This is a genomic window from Jatrophihabitans sp., from assembly GCF_046262535.1.
In the GTDB taxonomy this organism is placed as follows: Bacteria; Actinomycetota; Actinomycetes; order Mycobacteriales; family Jatrophihabitantaceae; genus Jatrophihabitans.
In genome coordinates this window covers 52,476-73,079 of sequence record NZ_JBHEMO010000003.1, presented here as the reverse complement: position 1 = coordinate 73,079, position 20,604 = coordinate 52,476, and the positions used below count along the sequence as shown (strand labels likewise).

The window sequence follows — 20,604 nt, the reverse complement described above, 5'->3', positions numbered from 1 at the left end:
GCCGAAGCGTACTGCGATGACGTTGACCGGCGGCCGCTACCGGGCCGAGTGCGTCGATCTCGGCCCCGGTCCGTCGGCGCCGGACCTGCTGCGCCGTGTGTCCGACTGGCCCGGCCTGGTGGCATTGTTCGGCGAATGGGCCGACGGGTCACCGATGCTGACGTCGCATCCCGTCGTCGAACTCGCCGCCGGCATCGATGCGCTCGCGGCCCTCGACGATCTTCCACAGGTCTCGGCCAGCGCCGGGTCATTGGTGGGCGGTGGTTGGTTCGGCCGGCTCGCGTACGACGGTCCGTCGGCCCTCGCGTTCCATGATCACGTCGTCCGACTCGTCGCCGGCCGATGGCGCTTCGAGTTCCTCGCGAGCGACGGACGGGAGGCGGCGCTCACCGAACGCGAGGCGGCCTGGCGCGCGGCCTTGGCGTCGGACGGTTCCGGCGGTCCGTGGACGACCGGCACCTTCACCGGTCCGCCCGCGGCCGTCCACCTGGCCGCCGTCGAGCGGGCGGTCGAGCTGATCCGCGCCGGTGAGCTCTACCAGGTGAATGTCTGCACCCGGCTCGGCGCGGCGTTCGCCGGCAGCCCGGCCGCCCTCTTCGCCGCGGCGGCCGGCCGGCTGCAACCGGGCTACGGGGCGTACCTGTCCGGGAACCCCGCCGTGGTCAGCCTGAGCCCGGAACTGTTCCTCCGCCGCCGCGGCCGCCGCGTGCTCAGCTCGCCGATCAAGGGCACCGTCCCCCGCGGCGGTCCGGACACGGCCGGGAATGCCGCCGCGCTGCGCCGGTCGGCGAAGGACGTGGCCGAGAACGTCATGATCGTCGATCTCGTCCGCAACGACCTGGGCCGGGTGGCGGACATCGGCACAGTGCGCGCATCGGCGCTGCTCGACGTCCGGCCGCATCCCGGCGTGTGGCACCTCGTCTCCTCGGTCGAGGCGCAGCTACGGCCCGACGTCACCGACGCCGACCTGCTGCGCGCCGCGTTTCCGCCCGGCTCAGTCACCGGCGCCCCGAAGCTGCGGGCGGTGGCGGCGATCGCCGAGCTCGAGTCGGCGCGCCGCGGCACCTATACGGGAGCGGTCGGCTTCAGCAGTCCGCTCTGGGGTGCGGAGTTCAGCGTCGCGATCCGGACCTTCGAGATCGCCGACGGCCGGATCGAGCTCGGCGTCGGCGGCGGCATCACCGCCGACAGCGTGCCGATGCTCGAGTGGCAGGAGTGCGGGCACAAGGCGGCGCCGTTGCTGGCCGCGGCCGAGGCCGTTCGCGAGCTCGAGGAGCCACCCGCCCGAGCCGACCGGAACCTGCTTGCGGGCGGGCTGCTCGAGACCGTGCTCGGACGCGACGGCGTCGCGGTCCGGCTGCCCGACCACCTGGCCCGGCTCGACCGGTCGTGCCGCGAGCTGTTCGGTTGCGGCCTGCCCGGCGACCTGGCCGCCCGCGTCCGGAATGCCGCCAGGTCGATACCCAGCGGCCGCGCCGTCCTGCGGGTGCTCGTGCGGCCGGATCTGCAGGCGGAGGTCACCGCGGCCCCTGCTCGTGGCGCCCCCGGTCCCGGCGAGTTCGCCGGCGTCCGCCGGCCGCCCGGACTGTGGCGGCACAAGTGGGCCGACCGCACCTGGGCCGCAGCCGCGGCGGACGCGCTGTTCGTCGGCGCGGACGGCACCGTGCTCGAGACCGACCGCGGCAACGTCTTCCTCGTCGAGCCGGACGGCACGTTGGTCACCCCTCCGTTGCGCGACGACCTGTTGCCGGGCGTCACCCGGCGGGCACTTCTGGATCTTGCGCGCGACGAAGGGCGGCCGACGGTGTTGCGCGGTTTCGATCTCGCCGAGCTGGCCGCTCGTCCGGCCTTCTGGACCTCGAGCCTGAGCGGAGCCGTGCCGATCCGCGCGGTGGACGGTTCCGCGCTGCCCCGCGCCCACGAGCTGATCGGCCGCTTCGCCGACGCCCTACTCGGTGGCGATCCGGTCGTTCGTTAGCTAGACTAACTAGTGATGACGACGGCGAACCGGACCACGATTGCCGAGCTCGCCTCCCTGTTGAGGCCGGCTCTGCTCCGGCTTACCCGCATCGTCCGCAACCAGCGCGTCGACATGTCCGTCACGCTCACCCAGCTCTCGGCCATGGCCACCCTGCGCAAGCACGGTCCGATGAGCGCCGGCGAGCTCGCCAACTGCGAACGCGTGCAGCCGCCGTCGATGACCAAGGTGCTGGCCAATCTCGAGGAGCGCGGCCTGGTGCGCCGTGAAGTGCACCCGACCGATCGCCGTCAGGCCATCATCGGCATCACCGACGCCGGCACGGCCCTGCTCGACTCCGAACGCCGCTCCCGCGACGCCTGGCTGACCCGCCGGCTCGCCACCCTGACTGCCGAGGAGCGCGCTCTCATCCAGCAAGTCGTCCCCATCCTCGACAAGCTGGCCGAACAAAAGTGACTGAACTCGACACCGCAGCAACGACAGTCCCGCTCGAGCGTAAACGCACTGGCATGTTCCGGTCGTTGCGCGTGCGCAACTACCGGCTCTACGCCAGCGGGCAGCTGGTCTCGCTGACGGGCACCTGGATGCAGCGAGTGGCGCAGGACTGGCTGGTCCTCGAACTCACCAACTCCGGCACCGCGCTGGGTGTGGTGACGGCGCTGCAGTTCGGCCCGTCACTCTTGTTCGGCCTGTGGGGCGGCGTGCTCGCCGACCGGCTGAACAAGCGCCGGATGCTGCTCGTCACCCAGTCGGCGCTCGGAGTGGTCGCCCTGCTGCTCGGCCTCCTCGACATCACCGGAGTGGTGCAGTACTGGCACGTGCTGGCGCTCGCCACGGTTCTCGGCGTCATCACCGCGCTCGACACACCCGTGCGGCAGTCGTTCGTCGTCGAGATGGTCGGCCGCGACGAGCTCACCAACGCCGTCGGCATCAACTCGGCCATCTTCAACACCGGGCGCATCCTCGGTCCGGCCGTCGCCGGCGTGATGATCACCGCTGTCGGCACCGGCTGGGCGTTCGTGACGAACGCCGCCTCCAGCGTCGCGGTGCTGGTCGGACTGGCGATGATGCGCCCCGCCGAACTCTTCCCGTCACCGCCCCTTGCCCGGGCGCGCGGGCAGCTGCGTGAGGGATTCCGCTACGTGCGGGCCCGGCGCGACCTCGTCATGACGATGGTGCTGATCTTCGTGTTCGGGACGTTCGGCCTCAACTTCGCGATCACCTGCGCGCTGATGGCCAAGCAGGTCTTCCACCGCGGCGCCAGCGGCTACGGCCTGCTGTCCACTGCGCTGGCCGTCGGTGCGTTCTGCGGCGCCGTGTTGGCCACCCGCCGGACCAAGCGCCCGTCGTCGCTCTTCCTGCTGGGCGCGGCCGCCGCGTTCAGCGTCGGCGAGATCGCCACCGGGCTGATGCCCGACTTCGCCTGGACCGCCGTCGCCCTCGTCCCCACCGGCCTGGCGATGCTCTCAGTGACCACCGCCGCCAATGCCAATGTCCAACTCGGCGTCGCGCCGACGATGCGGGGTCGCGTGATGGCGCTCTACCTCGTGTGCTTCATGGGTGGGACGCCGTTCGGCGCGCCGATCATCGGCTGGCTGGCCGGAGCCGCCGGCCCGCGTTGGGGGCTCATCGGGGGCGGCGTCGTCTGCCTGCTCAGCGCTCTGGGTCTGGCCGTGGTACTGGCCCGTCATCGGGGCATGCACGCTGCCGACGTGGCCGAGCTGGTCACCACTCGCGTCCGTGCCGCGGCTTGACCGAGCGGTCGCGCGGCCGGACCGCTACCGTGCTCGCGTGACCCGTCCGACGAGGCAACGCCAAGGCACGGAATGAAGACCGCGGGCGAGATCTTCGTTGCGATCGTCGCGCTCGAGCACGTCTACATCATGTTTCTCGAGATGGTCCTGTGGACGACCCCACGGGGACGGGCGGCCTTCGGCACCACCGCCGAGCAGGCGGAGCAGAGCGCCACGCTGGCCAAGAACCAGGGGCTCTACAACGGCTTCTTGGCGGCCGGCCTCGTATGGGGGCTGGTCACGCACGAGACCGCGGCATTCCAGTTCAAGGTGTTCTTCCTCGCGTGCGTGGTCGTGGCCGCGATCTTCGGAGGGCTGACTGTCTCCAAGCGGATCCTGCTGGTGCAGGGTGCGCCGGCCGTGATCGCGCTCGTCCTCGTGCTGCTCGGGGGCTCCTGACCAGATGCAGGTGGTGTCCGACCCGGCCGACCCGCGACTGGACGACTTCCGCAACCTGATGGACGCCGACGTCCGGCCCGACCGGCGTGGCATCGTCATCGCCGAGGGCGTGAACGTCGTGCAGCGGCTCGCGGCCTCGCCCTATTCGATGCGGGCGGTGGTCGGCGTGCCGGCTCGGATCGCCGCGCTGCGCCCGGTGCTGGAGCCATTGCAGGTGCCGCTGTACAGCGTCGACAAGTGGCTGCTGTCCGATGTCGTCGGCTTCCGGGTGACGCGTGGGGTGTTGGCCTCGGCCGACCGGCCGGCTCCGCTCGACGCCGCCGACCTCGTGCGCTCCGCGCGGCGCGTCGCCGTCCTGGAGGGGCTGAACGACTTCGAGAACCTCGGTGCACTGTTCCGCAACGCCGCGGCGTTCGGCATCGAGGCGGTGTTGCTGGACGCGCGGTGCGCCGACCCGCTGTACCGCCGCAGCGTGCGCGTCTCGATGGGGCACGTGCTGCGGGTGCCGTTCGCGGTGCTGCCCGACCCGTGGCCGGCGGCGCTCGACGTGGTGCGAGAGTTCACCGTGCTGGCCCTGACCCCGGATCCGACCGCGGTCGCCCTGCGCGATGTCGCCGTGCCCGAGCGCTGGGCCGTCCTGCTCGGCGCCGAAGGGCCAGGGCTGTCCGTCGACGCGCTCGCCGCCGCCGACCTCCGGGTGCGAATCCCGATGGCCGACGGCGTTGACTCACTCAACGTGGCGACGGCGGCCGCCGTGGCCTTCGCCCATCTCGCCTAGACGCTCGCCGAACGCCGAACGGCCGCGCAGCTCTGGCGAGCTGCGCGGCCGTCGCGAGCGGTGCGGCGTCGACTACTTGCCGGTCGCCTTGATGATCGCGGTACCGATCTTGACCTTCTGGCCGCCGGCCAGCGCGTTGGTCTTGAAGACGCCGTTGAGCGCCTTCGCGGCCTCGGCCGACAGGTAGATCGTGGTGCCCTGCAGGGTGGCCACACCGTCCGAGCTGATGGTCGGCGTCTGCAGCGTGTTGCCATCGAGATCGAACAACTTGAGGCTCTTCGCGGCCACGGTGGTCTTGCCGCCGGCCGTCACGTCGACCTCGCCGGTGAGGTTCGAGTTGTTGCCGGGGTGGATGACGAAGTCCTTGATCGTCACCGTGGTGCCGCCGGATGCCAGCGTCAGCCCGCTGCCCGCGTGATCGACCTCGCCCTGAACGTAGGGGGTGACGTCGCCCTTCTTGTAGATCTTGGCGTTGCCGCCGGTGATCGGGAAGACGGCGTCGGTGTTGCCGCCGGTCGACTGGATCTTGGCTGTGCCGAACGTGCCCGGCGTCAACTTCAGCGTGCCGAGGGCAGCGACGAAAGCGGGGTCGAGCACGACGGTCGTGGTGTTGCCGGTGAGCGTCTTGAACTGGCCGACCGGTTTCTTGGCGTTGCTGCTGCAGGCGGTCATGGTGGTGGCCGCCAGGCCAAGGGCGGTGACGCCCGTCAGAAGCTTGGTGGTTACGCGCATTGCATCCTCCTGGAAGTGTTGGTCACTGACAGTTCGTGACCGGGCGCCGCTCGGTTCCACTTCGCGACGGGATCCTTCGCCGCCTCGCGCGACGAACACAGGTCATGAAGCGAATCGCTGCTGTCGCGCTGGTCGTTCTGGCGCTGGCCGGCTGCTCAGGCGCAGGTCACGCCCCGGGCGCGGCCGAACCGGCCACGGCGCCGAGGATGCTGGGCCCGGCCGCCGGTCAGTCGGTGTTGGTGGGCGACGGTCCGGAAGGCGTCGTATACGACCGGAGCACCGACACGGTGGCGGTGGCCGTGCGCAATCCCGACCGGCTGCTGCTGCTCAGCCCGGACACCCTCGTCGTCCGCCGCACCGTTGACCTGCCCGGATCGGTGCGGCACCTGCAACTGGCCGGCCCGGGTGGCCCCGTGCTCGTCCCGGTCGAGAGCGTCAACCAGCTGCTCGAGGTGTCGTTGACCGGCGGGCCGACGCGCACGACCGCCGTGCTGCGGCAACCCCACGATGCGAGCGCCGCCGCGGTCGGCGACGTCGTGGTGGGCGACGAGTTCGGCAAATCGATCTCGATCATCCGGGACGGACGGGTGCGGGCAACGATCTCCGGCCTGAAGCAGCCGGGCGGCGTGATCGGCGATCAGTCCCGCGCGCTCGTCGTCGATGTGGGCGCGTTCACGATCAGCAGCTACGACTTGACGACGCTGAAACGGACGGCCGTGGCCGCGGCCGGCGACGGGCCGACCCACGACCAGCTGGTCGACCCGAATCGAGTGGCCGTCGTCGACACGCGAGGCAATGCGCTGCTGCTGTTCACGATCGCCCCGCTCCGCATGGCCGGTCGGTTGGCGCTGCCCGGAACGCCGTACGGCATGGCGATGGACGCCACCACCGGGACGCTGTGGGTGACGCTGACCGCCCGCAACCAGGTGGTCGGCATCGACGTCCGGACCGACCGACCGCGGGTGATCGCGTCGTACCCGACCGTGCGGCAGCCCAATTCGGTAGCCGTCTCGCGGGGCAGCGACGTGCTCTGGATCACCGGCACCGCTGTGGGAACGGTGCAGCGGATCTCCCGCTGAGGGTGATCAACAGACGATTCTGGTCGCTATTCGACACAAACGGTCTGATCACCGAGAGACGGCGCGGGTCAGACGAGGGAGTCGCGCCACGACGAGTGCAGCGCGGCGAAGTGCCCGTCGCCGGCTTCGACCAGCGCATCGGGCGTGCCGTCCTCGATCACCCGGCCGTCGGCGAGGACGAGGACGCGATCCGCGATCTCGACGGTCGACAAGCGGTGCGCGATGATCAGCGCCGTCCGCTCGGCGAGCACGGTGCGCAGGGCACGCTGCACCGCGCGCTCGGTCGGCACGTCGAGCGAGGAGGTCGCCTCGTCGAGGATCAGCACGGCCGGGTCGGCGAGGAAGGCGCGAGCGAAGGCGACCAGCTGCCGCTGCCCGGCCGAGAGCCGCCCGCCGCGCTTGCGCACGTCGGTGTCGTAACCCTCGGGCAGGCGGCTGATGAACTCGTGGGCGCCCACCGCCGCGGCCGCCGCGACGATCTCGTCACGGGTCGCGTCGAGCCGCCCGAAGCCGATGTTGTCGGCCACCGAGCCGGAGAACAGGAAGCCGTCCTGGGTGATCATCACGACGGCGTTGCGCAGTTCGGGGTCGGCGATGTCGCGCAGGTCGACGCCGTCCAGCCGCACCGTCCCGGTGGTCGGGTCGTAGAAGCGTGAGATGAGCTTGGCGATGGTCGTCTTGCCCGCTCCGGTGGCCCCCACCAAGGCCACCGTCTGGCCGGCCGGTATGTCGAGGGACAGCTCGGGCAGCACCGGCCGGTCGGCGCGGTAGGCGAAGGTGACCCGGTCGAGCGACACCCGTCCGCGCACCGGGCTGGTCAGCGCGGTGGGCGAGATGGGCTCGGGCACGCCGGGTGGCTCGGCGAGGACTGTCGCGATCTTCTCGAGCGCGGCGGTGGCCGACTGCAGCGAGTTGTAGAAGACGCCGATGTCCTGCATCGGGTCGTAGAACTGGCGCAGGTACAGAAGGAACGACGTGAGGACGCCGAGTTCCAGTCCGCCGTTGGCGACGCGGTAACCCCCGACGAGCAGCACCGCGACCGTCGCGATGTTGCCGATGAGTGCGGTGCCCGGAATGAAGTACGCCTGCAGGTTGAACGTCTCGCGGTTGGCCTCGCGATACCGGTCGTTGAGGTCGGCGAAGATCGCGTCGTTGCGCTTCTCGCGCCGGAACGCCTGCACAGCGCGGATGCCGTTGAACGACTCGACGATGTTCACGATCATGGTCGCGACGGTCTCGCGGGTGCGCCCGAAAGCGGCGGCCGCCCGCGGGGAGAACCAGCGGTACAGCAGCCACAACGGGATGAGCGAGCCGAGGGCGATCGCGGCCAGCGGGGGGTCGAGCACGAGGAGCAGCACCGCGATGGCGGTGCTGTTGAACAGGGCCGTGAGCAGCCCGTCGAGGCCGCTGTCGAGCAGCTCGGTCAGCGTGTCGACGTCCGAGGTCAGGCGGGAGATCACCTTGCCGGACGTGAACCGCTCGTGGAAGGCGACCGACAACGCCTGCATGTGGTCGAAGCCGCGACGGCGCAGGTCGTACAGGATGTCCTGCCCGATGGCCCCGCTGCGCATCACGAACACCGACCGCAGCCCACCGGACAACAGCGCCGCGATGAGCAGCAGCGCGCCCACCACCAGCAGCGACGTGTAGCGCCCGTGCCTCGCCGCCGGCAGCGAGTTGTCGATCGCGACGCCGACGAGCCATGGCGCGGCCATCGTGGCCGCCACCTGCACCAGCACGATCAGCAGCACACCGACGATGCGCCGCTTGTACGGGCGGACGAGTTCGCCGAGCAGCCGGCGGCCCTGCGTGCGCAGCTTGATGCCGCGGGCGATCGCCTCTCGCGCGTCGGCCTTGGCCTTCTCCTCGGCGGTCAGGCGTCCCTGCCAGCTCGTCTCCGTCCCGCTGTCGACGACGTCGGTCATGTCGTCACCCCCTCGAGCTCGGACGACTGGCTGAGCAGCATGCGGTAGGCCGGCACGGTGTCGAGCAGCTCGCGGTGGGTGCCGACCGCGGCGACTCGGCCGTCGGCCAGCAGCGCCACCCGGTCGGCCAGCATGACGGTCGACGGGCGGTGGGCGACCACGAGCGCGGTGGTGCCGGCGAGCACGCGGCGCAGCGCCTGTTCGACCTGCGACTCGGTGTGCACATCCAGCGCGGACAGCGGGTCGTCGAGGACAAGGACGCGTGGGCGCCCGAGCACGGCCCGGGCCAGCGCCAGGCGCTGCCGCTGGCCGCCGGACAGCGACAACCCCTGCTCACCGATCCGGGTGTCGAGTCCGAAGGGCAGGTCGTAGACGAAGTCGGCCTGGGCGACGCCGATCGCCTCGTGGACGTCGTCGTCGGTGATGCCGGCTCGACCGAGAGTGAGGTTCTCGTGCACGCTGGCCGAGAACAGCGTGGCGTCCTCGAACGCGGTGGTGACGGCGTGCCGGAGTTGGTCGAGGCGCAGGTCGCGCACGTCCACCCCGCCGATCAGCACCCGTCCCCCGGTGACGTCGTACAGGCGCGGCACCAGCGCCGTGAGCGTCGTCTTGCCCGAGCCGACGCCGCCCACCAGCGCCATCGTCTCGCCGGCCCGCAGTTCGAGGTCGACCCCGCGCAGGACGTCCACGTCGGAGTCGGCGAAGCGGAAGCGCACGTCCTCGAAGACCAGCGTCGTGCCGGACTCGGCCACGACCGGTTCGAGCGGGTCGACGATCGTCGGCTCGGTGTCGAGCACCTCGAAGATCCGTCGGCACGCACTGCCGGCCTCTTCCGTCAACGCCAGCAGCCAGCCGAGCATGATGATCGGCCAGATCAGCGTTAGGAACAGGGCGACGAACGCCACGAGCTGGCCGACCGAGATGGCGCCGTGCGCGGTGGCGTAGACGCCTCCCACGGTCACCAGGGCCAGGATCACCTGCGGCAGGCCCTCGAGCATCGCCCAGAAGATGCCGAGGGTGCGGATCTTGGTCAGCTCGGCCCCGCGCAGCCGCTCGGCGTCGGCCCGGAAGCGGGTGAGCATGTAGGCGCGGCGGCCGAAGGACTTGATGACCCGGATGCCCTGCGCCGACTCCTCGACCGACGTCGCGAGGTCCCCGGTGAGGTCCTGCGCGCGGCGGGCGTCCTGGCTGTAGCGCAGCTCGAACCGACGGGTGGTGACGACCAGCGGCACCATCGAGACGAGCACGATCAGGCCGAGCCAGACCTGGATGTGGATCAGCAGCACCAGGACGACGCAGATGGTGAGCGAACTGGCGAAGAGGAAGACCGCGGCCAGACCGATGAACCGGCGCAGCGTCGACAGGTCGGTGGTAAGTCGCGACAGCAGCTGACCGGACGGCCAGCGGTCGTGGAATGCGACGGGCAACCGCTGCAGGTGAGCGAACAGGTCCCGGCGCAGATCGGTCTCGACCCCGAGCGCGGCGACGGCCATCGCCCGCCGGCGGGCGAAGAACAGACCGGCCTCGGCGATGCCGAGCAGCAGGGCCAAACCGCTCAGCGGCCACAGCCCCGCGGTGTCGCGATGGCGGATCGGGCCGTCGACGACCCGCCCGATCACGAGCGGGACGAGCGACTGGGCGAGCATAGCGCCGGTGGCCGCGGCGAACATGAACACGATCGCGCCCCGGTGCGGACGGGCCCAACGGCGCAGCCGGAGCAAGGTGGCCAGGGTGCTCTGCTGCCCGGCCACCGCCTCGGTATGCACGGGCGTCGTCACGTCCGTCGACGGTACGTTGCTCTACCGACAGGGTGCGACTCAGTTTCAGGCACGCCAGGACGTTAGGACCTCAACCGCACTTCAACGCAAGGCGGCCGGACGGGTCAGTCGATGTCCTTGCGGCGCACGCCCAGCATGATGTCGTCCCAGGACGGGACGCGGGCCCGGGCCGCCCGTTCCTCGTCGGACTCGTCGCGGCGGGTGACGCCGAGGTTGCGCAGTGCACCGACGCCAGGGCGCCCGGGCGGATCGGTGATCCCGAGCGGAAGCGGCGGAGCATCGAAGTGCATCGCCGAGGCGGCCGGAACCAGCGGCGGGACCTGGCGCGGGCCCTCGGGCGGTGCTTCTTGGTCGAAGACCTCTTCCAGCTGCGGAACCGGCCCGGTGTGGGCATCGGGCATCGGCGGGAACGCGACGATCCCCGGGGCGAGCGCCGGCGCCGACACGAGGGAGGGGCGCGTCGGCTCCGGTGGCGCGACCGGACGGATGGGCCGGTCACTGAGCAGGTCCGCCGCGGTGTCGTCGAGCGGTGTCACCGACCGGCCGGTCCGCGAGAACAGCCATTCGGCGCTGTGGTTGCCGTCGCCACCGAGCCAGTCGGCCACGACGAGCCATTCGCCGTCATCGCGGCGGCGCGAGTTCCAGGCGATCGTTTCGGCGTCGATTCCGTAGGCCCGGAACCGGGCGTCGACCGTCTCGCCGAACTGGACGAGTTTGCCCTCGCTGCCCTCGGGACCGCCGCTGCGCCGGGCGCGGGCGCGCCGGGCCTCGTCGGCGATGCGTAGGCGCTCGTCCACGACCGGCGCCGCGAAACGCATCACCCGCTCGAGCGACATGCCGTACGCATCGGCGACCTGCTCGGGTGACTCGCCGGCGCGGACCCGGATCTGGATCTCGCGCGGGCTGATGGGCGCCGCGCCGGTGATGCCGCCGGTCGCGGCGACTGCCGGCGCCGGTGTCGGTTGGGGCTGGTCGGCCGGTTCGTGGGCGGCGTGCGCGGGATGCCGCTCAGGGGGCGCGAGCGTCGCGGCCACCGGTGGGGGGATCGGCTTCGGGGCAGGAATCGGATCCTCGGCGGTGGCGTGCTCGACCGAGCGGGGCAGGTCGGTGTCCGTGGCGTCGCGCAGGGCGGCGTCGACAGTGACCACGAACCGCTCGGAGCCATCCATCGTCTCCAGCAGGAGCTGGTCGCCGTCCTCGGTCACCATCACGAAACGCAGCTGGCGCACTGGATCTCCCGTTCTTCGCGCGAGCGCTCATCACAGGGCTCGCTCGGCTCCTCGCTCGCGTCGCTCCCTACGATGCTCACTCGCGAGACTAGGCGCGCACCTCCGGGATTCCGGGCAGCACACGCCGCCGGTTCCCGGTCAGCCACTGTATTCGGCGGCGACCTTCTTGGAGACGCACATCCGCCACGCGTCGACCAGGAGTTCGGCGAGCTCGTCCGGGTCGACGCGGTCCAGCCGCAGCCGCACCCAGTTGTAACGCAGGTCCGACTTCACCGGCATCAGGAACGTCTGGGGGTCGGAGGCGACGAGCGACTCCCGCGCGTCCTTCGGGTAGCCGAAGCCGAGCAGTGTCTCGTCCGGCGAGACGGAGGCGAAGACCAGGCGTCCGACCCGGAACTTGACGTAGTCGCGGACGATCGCCTCATACGCGCGGGGCAGCGGCGCCACGATCCGGCGGACGTCGTCGAGCCCGGGCACGGTCAGCCGCCCAGCACCCGAGTCAGATACTCGTTGCCGAACATGCGCTCCGGGTCGAGCTTGTCGCGCAGGGCGACGAAGTCGTCGTGGTGTTCGTAGGCGGTGCGCAACGTGGCGGCGTCGCGATAGTGCAGCTTGCCCCAGTGCGGCCGACCGCCGACGTCCATCGCGATCGCCTCGACGGCGCGGAAGTACGGCTCGTGCTCGCGCCGGTGGTACTGGTGCACGGCGATGTAGCCGCTCTCGCGGCCGTAGGCGGTGGACAGCCAGATGTCGTCGGCGGCGGCGAAGCGGACCTCGACGGGAAAACCGATCAGCTCGCCGCTGTCGGCCAGATAGCGCTCGATCTCGGCCAACACCTGGGGCACGGAGGCGCGCGGCACCGCGTACTCCATCTCGCGGAACCGCACCGTGCGGACGGAGGCGAAGACCCGGTGCGAACGGTCGATGTAGTCGCGGGCGCTCAGCAGGCGCGTGGCGATCGCGTTCGCGCGGGGGATCAGCGCGGGACGGCGGGTGGTCAGCCGGTTGATCCGGTCGAAGAGGCGGTTGGACAGCAGATCGTCGTCAACCCAGTGCCGGAGGCGGCCGACCGGGCGCAGGTCGGTGCCGGGCAGGACGCGGTTGTTGCGCTTCGTCAGTACCCGCCGCGTGTGGGGGAACCAGTAGAACTCGAAGTGGTCGTTGCCGAGGAGGTTGTCGTCGAGCTCGTCCAGCACCTCGTCCAGCGAGCCGGGAGCCTCGGCGGCCGCGAGGGCGTAGGCCGGCTCGCACTGCAGGGTCACCGTGGCGATCACGCCGATCGCGCCCAGACCGACCCGAGCCGCGGCGAAGATGTCCGGGTGCTCCCCGGCCGAACAGCGCAGCAGTGAGCCGTCGGCGAGGACGAGCTCGAGCGCGCGGACCTGGGTGGCGATACCGCCGAGCTTGGCGCCGGTGCCGTGGGTTCCGGTGGAGATCGCGCCGGAAACGGTCTGCACGTCGATGTCACCGAGGTTGGTCATCGACAAGCCGAGCTGCCAGAGCGCTTCGTTGAGGGCATGGAGCCGGGTGCCGGCCAGCACGGTCACCTGACCGGTGCCGCGGTCGGCCTTGACGATGCCGGCCAGCCGGTCGAGGCGCAGCTGGATGCCGTCCGTGACGCCGATGTCGGTGAAGGAGTGCCCCGCTCCGATGGCCTTGACCCGCTGGCCCCGCTCGGCGGCGCCGGCCACCGTCCGCGTCAATTCGGCGATGCTGGCCGGATGAACGACGGTGACGTCGGCACTCGCCGTTCCCGCCCAGTTCGTCCACGTGCTCATGCCGAACACTATGCTCGACCGCCATGGTCCCCGCTGATCTGGACGCGTTGACGGCGGCGACGGCCCACCTCGATCCGCCGCTCGCCGCACTGGACCTGGCCGCGCTCGACGCCAACGCCGCCGACCTCGTCCGGCGGGCGGGTGGCAAGCCGGTCCGGGTCGCGGCCAAGTCGGTCCGCTGCCGCTGGGTGATCGACCGGGCGTTGGGGCAGGACGGCTTCGGCGGCGTCATGGCCTACTCGCTGCGCGAGGCCTGCTGGCTGGCCGACGGCGGCGTCCGGGACATCCTCATGGGTTACCCGACCGCCGACCGCGGGGCACTCGCTGAGTTGGCCGCCAACCCGGTGCTGGTCGAGTCGATCACCCTGATGATCGACGACGCCGAGCAGCTCGGCGTCATCCGGTCGGTCACCGCCGACGCTCCCCTGCGGGTCTGCCTGGACGTGGACGCGTCGCTGCGTATCGGCCGGCTGCACCTCGGCGTGCGTCGCTCACCGGTGCGCACGCCCGCTGACGCGGCCGCGCTCGCGCAGATCGCCGGTGACAGCGGTCTGCGCGTCGTCGGCGTGATGTTCTACGAGGCGCAGATCGCCGGGCTGCAGGACACGTCGCCCGCGGTGCGCCTCGTCAAGCGCCGGTCGGCTGCCGAGCTGGCCCGGCGGCGCAGTGCCGTGGTCGAGGCGGTGGAGAAGGTCGTCGGCGCGCTCGAGATCGTCAACTCCGGCGGCACCGGCAGCCTGGAGACCAGCTCGGCCGACCCGTCCGTCACCGAAGTCACCGCCGGATCGGGCCTGTTCGTCCCCACTCTGTTCGACCGGTACCGCGCGTTCGAGCCGCGGCCGGCGCTGTACTTCGCGTTGCCGGTGGTGCGCCGCCCGGCGCCCGGTATCGCAACGCTGTTCGGCGGCGGCTACATCGCGTCCGGACCGGCGGGCAAGAGCCGGCTGCCCAGTCCGGCATTGCGCGGGCTGAAGCTGCTGGGCACCGAGGGCGCCGGCGAGGTCCAGACGCCGGTGCGGGGCCGGCCGGCCGAACCCCTCAGGATCGGCGACCGCGTCTGGTTCCGGCACGCGAAGGCGGGTGAGCTGGGCGAGCGGCTCGACACCGTCCACGTCGTCGAGGACGGTGCCGTCGTTGCGTCAGTGCCCACCTACCGCGGCGAGGGCAAGACGTTCGGCTGATCGGCCCGGCGCTTGTCTTCCCGCCTGCTGTAGTTGATTTTCGGTGCGAAAACCAACCACACCGGGCGGGAAGGTGTCCTGGTGGCTCAGTCGTGGGCGATGTCGCCCCAGCCCTCGACCTCGCTGGGCTTGCGCGGCTCCGGGCCGATGTAGCGGGCCGACGGCCGGACGAGCCGTCCCGTCTTCTTCTGCTCCATGATGTGCGCCGACCAGCCGGCCGTGCGCGCGCAGGTGAACATCGCCGGCATCATGTGCGGCGGCACCTCGGCGAAGTCGAGGATGACCGCGGCCCAGAACTCGACGTTGGTCTCGATCGGCCGGTCCGGGCGCCGCTCGCGCAGCTCGGTCAGCGCGGCCTGTTCGAGGGCCTCGGCTGCCTCGAACCGCTTGGAGCCGAGCTCCTTGCAGGTGCGGCGCAGCACGCGGGCGCGGGGGTCCTCCGCGCGATACACGCGGTGCCCGAAGCCCATCAGCCGCTCGTGCCGGTCGAGGATGCCGGTGACGACCTTGCGGGCGTCGCCAGTGCGCTCGACCTCTTCGACCATCGGCAGGACACGGGCCGGGGCGCCGCCGTGCAGCGGGCCGCTCATCGCGCCGATCGCGCCGGACATCGCGGCGGCGACGTCGGCGCCAGTCGAGGCGATGACGCGGGCGGTGAAGGTCGAGGCGTTCATGCCGTGCTCGGCGGCGGAGACGAAGTAAGCGTCGACGGCGCGGACGTGTGCGGGGTCGGGCTCGCCCCGCCAGCGGGTCATGAAGCGCTCGACGATCGTCGTGCACTGGTCGATGCGCGACTGCGGCACCGCCGGGTTGGACAGCCCGCGCGCCGACTGCGCGGCGTAGGACAGCGCCATCACCGCGGCGCGGGCCAGTTGGTCGCGGGCCTCTTCGTCGCTGATGTCGAGCAGCGCCCGGTAGCCCCAGACGGGGGAGAGCATGGCCAGCGCGGCCTGGACGTCGACCCGCACGTCGCCGGTGTGCACCGGGATCGGGAACGGCTCAGCGGGGGGCAGACCCGGGCCGAACTTCCCGTCCACGAGCAGGGCCCAGACGTTGCCGAAGGTGACGTGCCCGGCGAGGTCCTCGATGTCGACGCCGCGGTAGCGCAGGGCGCCGCCGTCCTTGTCCGGCTCGGCGATCTCGGTCTCGAACGCAATGACGCCTTCCAGGCCGGGGCTGTAGTCGGTAGTCATGAGCCCATTCTGCTCATATGCCCGGCCGGCGACTGTAGGGAGGTGCGAAGATTGTGAGGATGACGGATCCGGCCGGGCTGCGCGCGATGTACACGCGCGGAACCCTCGACGAAGCTGATGTCGCTGATACCTGGGTCGCCCAGTTGCGGCTGTGGTTCGACACCGCCGCCGCCGATCCGGCCGTGCTCGAGCCGAACGCCATCCAGCTCGCCACGGCGGGCGCGGACGGGCAACCCACGGTGCGGACCGTCCTGGCCAAAGGCATCGACGAGCGCGGCATCGTCTTCTACACGAACTACGAGTCGGCCAAGGCCCGCGATCTGGGCGAGAACCCGCGCGCCTCGGCCGTCTTCGTCTGGCTGGCGCATCAGCGGCAGGTACGGCTGACCGGGCCCGTGAGCAAGGTCGACCGGGCCGCCACCGAGGCCTACTTCGCCGGCCGGCCGCGCGAGTCGCAGCTCGGCGCCTGGGCGTCGCCCCAGTCTCGCGTGGTGGCATCCCGGGCCGCGCTCGACGAGCTCGCCGCCGCGGTCGAGGCCCGGTTCACAACTGGCGACATCCCGGCCCCGCCGAACTGGGGTGGCTACCGGCTGGCGCCCGTCGAGGTCGAGTTCTGGCAGGGGCGCCCGGGCCGGCTGCACGACCGCATCCGCTACCGGCCGGTCGGCGACGCGTGGGTCCGCGAGCGGCTCGCCCCGTGACGGAGACACCGCCGCCGCCAGAGGTCGACCGCGCCCCCGTTCCCGAAGTTGTCCGTGCTTCGCCACCTGATGACGTGGCCAAGCGCGGACAAGTCGGGAGGGCGGGAACCTTTCTGCGCCGGCACGCGGTGGACACCCGGCCGGTCGCCATTCCGGCCTACAAGCGGCTGCTGATCGGCCAGGGCACCTCGTTCGTCGGCTCGATGCTCACCCAGGTCGCCGTCCCGGTGCAGATCTACGCCATCTCGCAGTCGTCCCTCTACGTCGGCCTCGTCGGACTCGCCGGCCTGGTGCCCATCGTGGTCTTCGGTCTCTACGGCGGCGCGATCGCCGACGCAATGGACCGCCGCACGCTGTACATGTGGTCGTCGACGGGGACGTGGGCGGTGACGCTCGCGCTGCTGTTCCAGACGCTTGCCGGCCTCAACAGCATCGGTTTGATCCTGGCGCTGGTGTCCGTCCAGTCGGCGTTCTTCGCGATCGCATCGTCGGCGCGGGGCGCGATCATCCCGCGCATCGTCGACGCCGAACTCGTCCCGGCGGCGAACACCCTCAACTTCACCGTCGGCAACATCGGCCAGGTGATCGGCCCGCTGTTCGCCGGCTTCCTCGTCACCCGGCACAACGGCTTCGCCTACGCGTACTCCCTGGACGCCGTGCTGTTCACGGCCGCGCTGTACTCGGCCTTCCGGCTGCCGTCGATCGCGCCGGACGGCAGCGCGCCGAAGCTCGGGCTGCGGTCGGTCGGCGAGGGGTTGCGGTTCATCGCGACAAGCCCGGTGCTGGTCATGTCGTTCCTCGTCGACATCGCGGCGATGGTGCTCGCGATGCCGCGCGCGCTGTTCCCGGCGGTGGCCGACGCGCACTTCCACGGGGCGGTCGGGCCGCTCTACGCCGCGATCGCGATCGGTTCGGTCGTCGCCGGCTTGACCAGCGGCTGGATCGGCCGCGTCCACCGCCAGGGCGTCGCGCTGGTGGTGGCGATCGTCTGCTGGGGCGGCGCGGTGGCTCTGTCCGGAATGGCGCGCCAGCTGTGGCTGGTGGTCGGCCTGCTGGCCCTGGCGGGCGCCGCCGACCTCGTCAGTGCCGTCTACCGGCAGACGATCCTGCAGACCTACGCTCCGGACGAGATGCGCGGACGCATGCAGGGTGTGTTCATCGCGGTCGTCGCCGGCGGCCCGCGGCTGGGCGATCTGCGCGCCGGTGCCACCGCGTCGGCGACGACCACCACCATCTCGTGGGTCGGCGGCGGTCTCGCCTGCATGGTGGTCGTCGCGGTGGCCGGCGTGCTCGTCCGCCCCTTCTGGCGCTACGACACCCGCACCGCGCACGCGGTGGCGATCGCCGAGGCCTAGCGTCAACGCCATGACGTTCAGCGGGCGGGAGTACACGATCGAAGCCGGGGTCCATCGCGCGACGGTGACCGAGGTCGGCGCCGGATTGCAGCGCTTCACCGCCGGCGGCGTCGACGTCACCTGCACCTACGACGTCCACGGGCTGCCGCCGAAGGGGTGTGGCGCGACGTTGCTGCCGTGGCCCAATCGCATCCGCGACGGTCGCTACACGTTCGAGGGCACCGCGCAGCAGCTCGCGCTGACCGAGCCCAAAGCAGGTAACGCCATTCACGGACTCGCGCGCTGGGCCAGATGGACCGAGGTCTCGCACACCGCCGACCGGGTCACCCTGCGCCACGACATCGTGCCGCAGACCGGCTACCCCTTCGAGGTGCGGGTGGAGGCGACCTTCGCCGTCTCGGCCGAGCACGGGCTGACGGTCACGCTCGGCGCCCGCAATCTAGGCCGGACCCGCGCGCCGTTCGGTGCCGGCTCGCACCCCTACCTGTCGACGCGCGGTCACGCGCTCGCCGACACCACCGTGCGGGTGCCGGCCCGGGAACGGCTGATCACCGACGACAAGCAGGTACCGGTCGGCGCCCGGTCGGTGGACAACACCGAGCACGACCTGCGGCGCGGCAAGCGGCTGCGCACCACCCGCTTCGACGACGGCTTCACCGGCCTCAGCCTCGACGGCGGGCGGGGAGCGGCCGAGGTCGAGACACCGTCGGGCGGAGCGCGGCTGTGGTTCGACGAGACCTACAAGTTCCTGCAGGTGTTCACCGTCGAGAACCTCACGCCGGGACAGTCCGGCGTGGCCATCGAGCCGATGACCTGCGCGCCGGACGCATTCAACTCAGGCGCCGGGCTGATCGTCCTCGAGCTGGACGGCGCCTGGACCGGCAGCTGGGGGATCGTGCCTATCTGACGTGCTGATAGCGCTCGAGTGACACCCGGCGTTCCGTCGCGTGGTCGACGATGCGGTCCGGATAGGTCGCCGGCGGCTCGTCGAGCGTCCACGGTTCGTGCACGGCCTTGCCGGGGATCGCGCGCAGCTCCGCAACCCAGCGGCGGACGTAGTCACCGGCCGGATCGAACTTGGTGCCCTGGGTGATCGGGTTGAACACCCGGTAGTAGGGCGACGGGTCGGTGCCGGTACCGGCGGTCCACTGCCAGCCGTGCTGGTTGCTGGCCAGGTCGGCGTCGACGAGGTGCTGCATGAAATGTCGGGCGCCGTGCGTCCACTCGATGTGCAGGTCCTTGACCAGGAAGGACGCGACGATCATCCGCACCCGGTTGTGCATCCAGCCCTGCCCGATCAGCTGGCGCATGCCGGCGTCGACGATGGGAAAGCCCGTGCGCCCTTCGCGCCATGCGTCGAACGCCTTCGACGTCGGTGATGCGTAGGTCATCCTGGCCAGCTGCGGTTGGAAGTACTGGCGGGCCGAGTCCGGCCACGCGTACAAGACGGCGGCGTAGAAGTCGCGCCAGGCGAGCTCCTTGCGGAAGACCTCGTCGGCCGGCCCGAGGTCCGCGAGCAATGTCCGCGGATGGATGGCGCCCCACTTGAGGTGCACGGACATGTGTGAGGTGCTGTCGAGATCGGGGCGGTTGCGCTCGTCGGCATACCGGGTCAGCGCCCCGCGGCGGTACGCGTCCCACGCGCTCCGAGCGGCTGCCTCACCCGCTTCGGGCAACTCGAGCCCGTCGGGCAGTGGCGGGTCGGTCGGAATGTCGTCGCCGTCCACGCCGGGATGCCAGTCGACCTGGCCGGCGATGTCGGCCGCCGGCGCCCGCCACCCGTGCTGCGTCCACACCCGGTGGAACGGCGAGAACACCTTGAACGGCTGACCGTCGCCCTTGGTCACCCGACCGGGCGCGACCGCGTAGGGCGAGCTCGTGCGCACCAGTGCGACACCGCCGAGCGCACGCTCGACGGCGTCGTCGCGTCGGCGGCCGTAAGGATTGAAGTCGGCCGTGACGTGGACCGACGCAGCGTCGACCTCGCGCGCCAACCGCGGCACCTCGGTGGCCGGATCCCCGGAACGGATGGTCAACCGGCCCCCGTGTTCGCGCAGGGCAGCGTCCAGCGAGCGCAGTGTCCGGTAGAGGAAGGCGACGCGCGGCGCCCCCGCTGGCGCCAGCAGTGCCGGGTCGAGCACGAAGAGCGCCAGCACCGGGCCGACCTTCGCCGCTTCGTGCAGGGCGGGGTGGTCGGCGAGTCGCAGATCGCGGCGGAACCAGAGGACGGACGTCACGTCCGGCAGTCTGCCCGTGACTCTCCCAAGTGAAGCGGGCACGATGGCCGCATGAGTGAAAGCGACAATGATCTGTACGGCGACAGCGTCTACGAGTCCGGCGACCCGGTGGGCGACACCGACGACCTCGATCCGATCGAGGCGTTGACCGGGGACGACCCGGACGAGGTCATGCAGACCAGTTACGACCCACCCGACCGCGAGCCGTACAACTTCAAGCGCATCCCCACTCCGTTCGAGGAACGCGAGGGCGAGTCCCTCGACCAGAAGCTGAGCGAAGAGGAACCCGACATCACCGAGGCCGACATCGACGCCGGTGACGAGGACCCGCGGGCCGGTCGGCTCGTCGCCCCCGACGAGGGCGCACACGCCGACCTCGAGAAGGACGAGATCGCCGAGGACGTCGGCCCCGCCGGGTACGCGTCCAGCGCCGAAGAAGCGGCGATGCACATCGTCGAGGAATAGCCC

General features: G+C 71.2%; 19 protein-coding genes. 11 read left to right on the top strand and 8 right to left on the bottom strand.

The window, feature by feature from the left end:
* The first annotated feature begins 16 nt into the window (after positions 1-16).
* From ABR571_RS00485 to ABR571_RS00465, 5 genes are all read left to right on the top strand, one after another.
* Positions 17-1,978, top strand: coding sequence for an aminodeoxychorismate synthase component I (locus tag ABR571_RS00485; RefSeq protein ID WP_409451219.1), 1,962 nt, complete (start codon positions 17-19; stop codon positions 1,976-1,978).
* 15 nt (positions 1,979-1,993) lie between these two features.
* Positions 1,994-2,434, top strand: a complete 441-nt coding sequence (locus ABR571_RS00480) for a MarR family winged helix-turn-helix transcriptional regulator (RefSeq protein ID WP_409451218.1) — start codon at positions 1,994-1,996, stop codon at positions 2,432-2,434.
* Between the two features lie 53 nt (positions 2,435-2,487).
* On the top strand, positions 2,488-3,732 hold the full coding sequence (locus ABR571_RS00475; RefSeq protein WP_409451217.1) for an MFS transporter: 1,245 nt from the start codon (positions 2,488-2,490) through the stop codon (positions 3,730-3,732).
* 72 nt (positions 3,733-3,804) lie between these two features.
* Complete coding sequence (locus tag ABR571_RS00470; protein WP_409451216.1) at positions 3,805-4,170, top strand: DUF1304 domain-containing protein; 366 nt, start codon at positions 3,805-3,807, stop codon at positions 4,168-4,170.
* A 4-nt stretch (positions 4,171-4,174) separates the two neighbouring features.
* Positions 4,175-4,948, top strand: a complete 774-nt coding sequence (locus ABR571_RS00465) for a TrmH family RNA methyltransferase (protein WP_409451215.1) — start codon at positions 4,175-4,177, stop codon at positions 4,946-4,948.
* A 72-nt stretch (positions 4,949-5,020) separates the two neighbouring features.
* Here ABR571_RS00465 and ABR571_RS00460 read toward each other — a convergent pair whose 3' ends face one another.
* A complete protein-coding gene (locus ABR571_RS00460) occupies positions 5,021-5,680 on the bottom strand; it encodes a hypothetical protein (protein WP_409451214.1) in 660 nt (219 codons plus the stop codon).
* A gap of 104 nt (positions 5,681-5,784) precedes the next feature.
* Between ABR571_RS00460 and ABR571_RS00455 the strand changes: the two genes are divergently transcribed.
* Entirely contained in the window at positions 5,785-6,759 is a 975-nt protein-coding gene (locus ABR571_RS00455) for a YncE family protein (RefSeq protein ID WP_409451213.1), read from the top strand.
* Between the two features lie 68 nt (positions 6,760-6,827).
* Here the strand turns inward: ABR571_RS00455 and ABR571_RS00450 are convergent, their stop codons facing one another.
* The 5 genes from ABR571_RS00450 to ABR571_RS00430 all read right to left on the bottom strand — a co-directional run bounded on the left by ABR571_RS00450 (position 6,828) and on the right by ABR571_RS00430 (position 13,469).
* The gene (locus ABR571_RS00450) at positions 6,828-8,684 is read right to left on the bottom strand and encodes an ABC transporter ATP-binding protein (protein ID WP_409451212.1); all 1,857 of its coding nucleotides are present in this window, start codon (positions 8,682-8,684) and stop codon (positions 6,828-6,830) included.
* Positions 8,681-10,462, bottom strand: coding sequence for an ABC transporter ATP-binding protein (locus tag ABR571_RS00445; protein ID WP_409451211.1), 1,782 nt, complete (start codon positions 10,460-10,462; stop codon positions 8,681-8,683). The genes ABR571_RS00450 and ABR571_RS00445 overlap by 4 nt, the downstream gene beginning before the upstream one ends.
* A 104-nt stretch (positions 10,463-10,566) precedes the next feature.
* Positions 10,567-11,691 carry a septation protein SepH gene (sepH, locus tag ABR571_RS00440; RefSeq protein ID WP_409451210.1) on the bottom strand — a complete coding sequence of 375 codons (1,125 nt, stop codon included), beginning with the start codon at positions 11,689-11,691 and terminating at the stop codon, positions 10,567-10,569.
* 138 nt (positions 11,692-11,829) lie between these two features.
* A complete protein-coding gene (locus ABR571_RS00435; protein WP_409451209.1) occupies positions 11,830-12,168 on the bottom strand; it encodes an MmcQ/YjbR family DNA-binding protein in 339 nt (112 codons plus the stop codon).
* 2 nt (positions 12,169-12,170) lie between these two features.
* Entirely contained in the window at positions 12,171-13,469 is a 1,299-nt protein-coding gene (locus tag ABR571_RS00430) for a D-arabinono-1,4-lactone oxidase (RefSeq protein WP_409451208.1), read from the bottom strand.
* A gap of 23 nt (positions 13,470-13,492) precedes the next feature.
* Between ABR571_RS00430 and ABR571_RS00425 the strand changes: the two genes are divergently transcribed.
* Positions 13,493-14,650 carry an alanine racemase gene (locus tag ABR571_RS00425; protein ID WP_409451207.1) on the top strand — a complete coding sequence of 386 codons (1,158 nt, stop codon included), beginning with the start codon at positions 13,493-13,495 and terminating at the stop codon, positions 14,648-14,650.
* 86 nt (positions 14,651-14,736) lie between these two features.
* On the opposite strand, the gene ABR571_RS00420 is transcribed toward ABR571_RS00425, so the two are convergent.
* Positions 14,737-15,843: a citrate synthase 2 gene (locus tag ABR571_RS00420; protein WP_409451206.1), complete on the bottom strand. Its 1,107-nt coding sequence runs from the start codon at positions 15,841-15,843 to the stop codon at positions 14,737-14,739.
* A 59-nt stretch (positions 15,844-15,902) separates the two neighbouring features.
* Here ABR571_RS00420 and pdxH point away from each other — a divergent pair, with 59 nt between their 5' ends.
* The 3 genes from pdxH (at position 15,903) to ABR571_RS00405 (ending at position 18,806) form a co-directional block, all read left to right on the top strand.
* Positions 15,903-16,544 carry a pyridoxamine 5'-phosphate oxidase gene (pdxH, locus tag ABR571_RS00415; protein ID WP_409451205.1) on the top strand — a complete coding sequence of 214 codons (642 nt, stop codon included), beginning with the start codon at positions 15,903-15,905 and terminating at the stop codon, positions 16,542-16,544.
* A gap of 128 nt (positions 16,545-16,672) precedes the next feature.
* Entirely contained in the window at positions 16,673-17,899 is a 1,227-nt protein-coding gene (locus ABR571_RS00410; protein ID WP_409451204.1) for an MFS transporter, read from the top strand.
* Positions 17,900-17,909: 10 nt separating this feature from the next.
* The gene (locus ABR571_RS00405; protein WP_409451203.1) at positions 17,910-18,806 is read left to right on the top strand and encodes an aldose 1-epimerase family protein; all 897 of its coding nucleotides are present in this window, start codon (positions 17,910-17,912) and stop codon (positions 18,804-18,806) included.
* On the opposite strand, the gene ABR571_RS00400 is transcribed toward ABR571_RS00405, so the two are convergent.
* Entirely contained in the window at positions 18,799-20,136 is a 1,338-nt protein-coding gene (locus tag ABR571_RS00400) for a cryptochrome/photolyase family protein (RefSeq protein WP_409451202.1), read from the bottom strand. The two genes, ABR571_RS00405 and ABR571_RS00400, sit on opposite strands and share 8 nt — an antisense overlap.
* 51 nt (positions 20,137-20,187) lie before the next feature.
* Between ABR571_RS00400 and ABR571_RS00395 the strand changes: the two genes are divergently transcribed.
* Positions 20,188-20,601, top strand: coding sequence for a DUF5709 domain-containing protein (locus tag ABR571_RS00395; protein ID WP_409451201.1), 414 nt, complete (start codon positions 20,188-20,190; stop codon positions 20,599-20,601).
* Positions 20,602-20,604 lie beyond the last annotated feature (3 nt).

Bases quoted from the DNA above. Each gene is read 5' to 3' on its own strand.
- ABR571_RS00480 (WP_409451218.1), top strand. From the start codon at position 1,994: ATGACGACGGCGAACCGGACCACGATTGCCGAGCTCGCCTCCCTGTTG.
- ABR571_RS00420 (WP_409451206.1), bottom strand. From the start codon at position 15,843: ATGACTACCGACTACAGCCCCGGCCTGGAAGGCGTCATTGCGTTCGAG.
- ABR571_RS00395 (WP_409451201.1), top strand. From the start codon at position 20,188: ATGAGTGAAAGCGACAATGATCTGTACGGCGACAGCGTCTACGAGTCC.
- ABR571_RS00475 (WP_409451217.1), top strand. From the start codon at position 2,488: ATGTTCCGGTCGTTGCGCGTGCGCAACTACCGGCTCTACGCCAGCGGG.
- ABR571_RS00405 (WP_409451203.1), top strand. From the start codon at position 17,910: ATGACGTTCAGCGGGCGGGAGTACACGATCGAAGCCGGGGTCCATCGC.
- ABR571_RS00470 (WP_409451216.1), top strand. From the start codon at position 3,805: ATGAAGACCGCGGGCGAGATCTTCGTTGCGATCGTCGCGCTCGAGCAC.
- ABR571_RS00485 (WP_409451219.1), top strand. From the start codon at position 17: ATGACGTTGACCGGCGGCCGCTACCGGGCCGAGTGCGTCGATCTCGGC.
- ABR571_RS00455 (WP_409451213.1), top strand. From the start codon at position 5,785: ATGAAGCGAATCGCTGCTGTCGCGCTGGTCGTTCTGGCGCTGGCCGGC.
- ABR571_RS00450 (WP_409451212.1), bottom strand. From the start codon at position 8,684: ATGACCGACGTCGTCGACAGCGGGACGGAGACGAGCTGGCAGGGACGC.
- ABR571_RS00460 (WP_409451214.1), bottom strand. From the start codon at position 5,680: ATGCGCGTAACCACCAAGCTTCTGACGGGCGTCACCGCCCTTGGCCTG.
- ABR571_RS00430 (WP_409451208.1), bottom strand. From the start codon at position 13,469: ATGAGCACGTGGACGAACTGGGCGGGAACGGCGAGTGCCGACGTCACC.
- pdxH (WP_409451205.1), top strand. From the start codon at position 15,903: ATGACGGATCCGGCCGGGCTGCGCGCGATGTACACGCGCGGAACCCTC.
- ABR571_RS00425 (WP_409451207.1), top strand. From the start codon at position 13,493: ATGGTCCCCGCTGATCTGGACGCGTTGACGGCGGCGACGGCCCACCTC.
- ABR571_RS00465 (WP_409451215.1), top strand. From the start codon at position 4,175: ATGCAGGTGGTGTCCGACCCGGCCGACCCGCGACTGGACGACTTCCGC.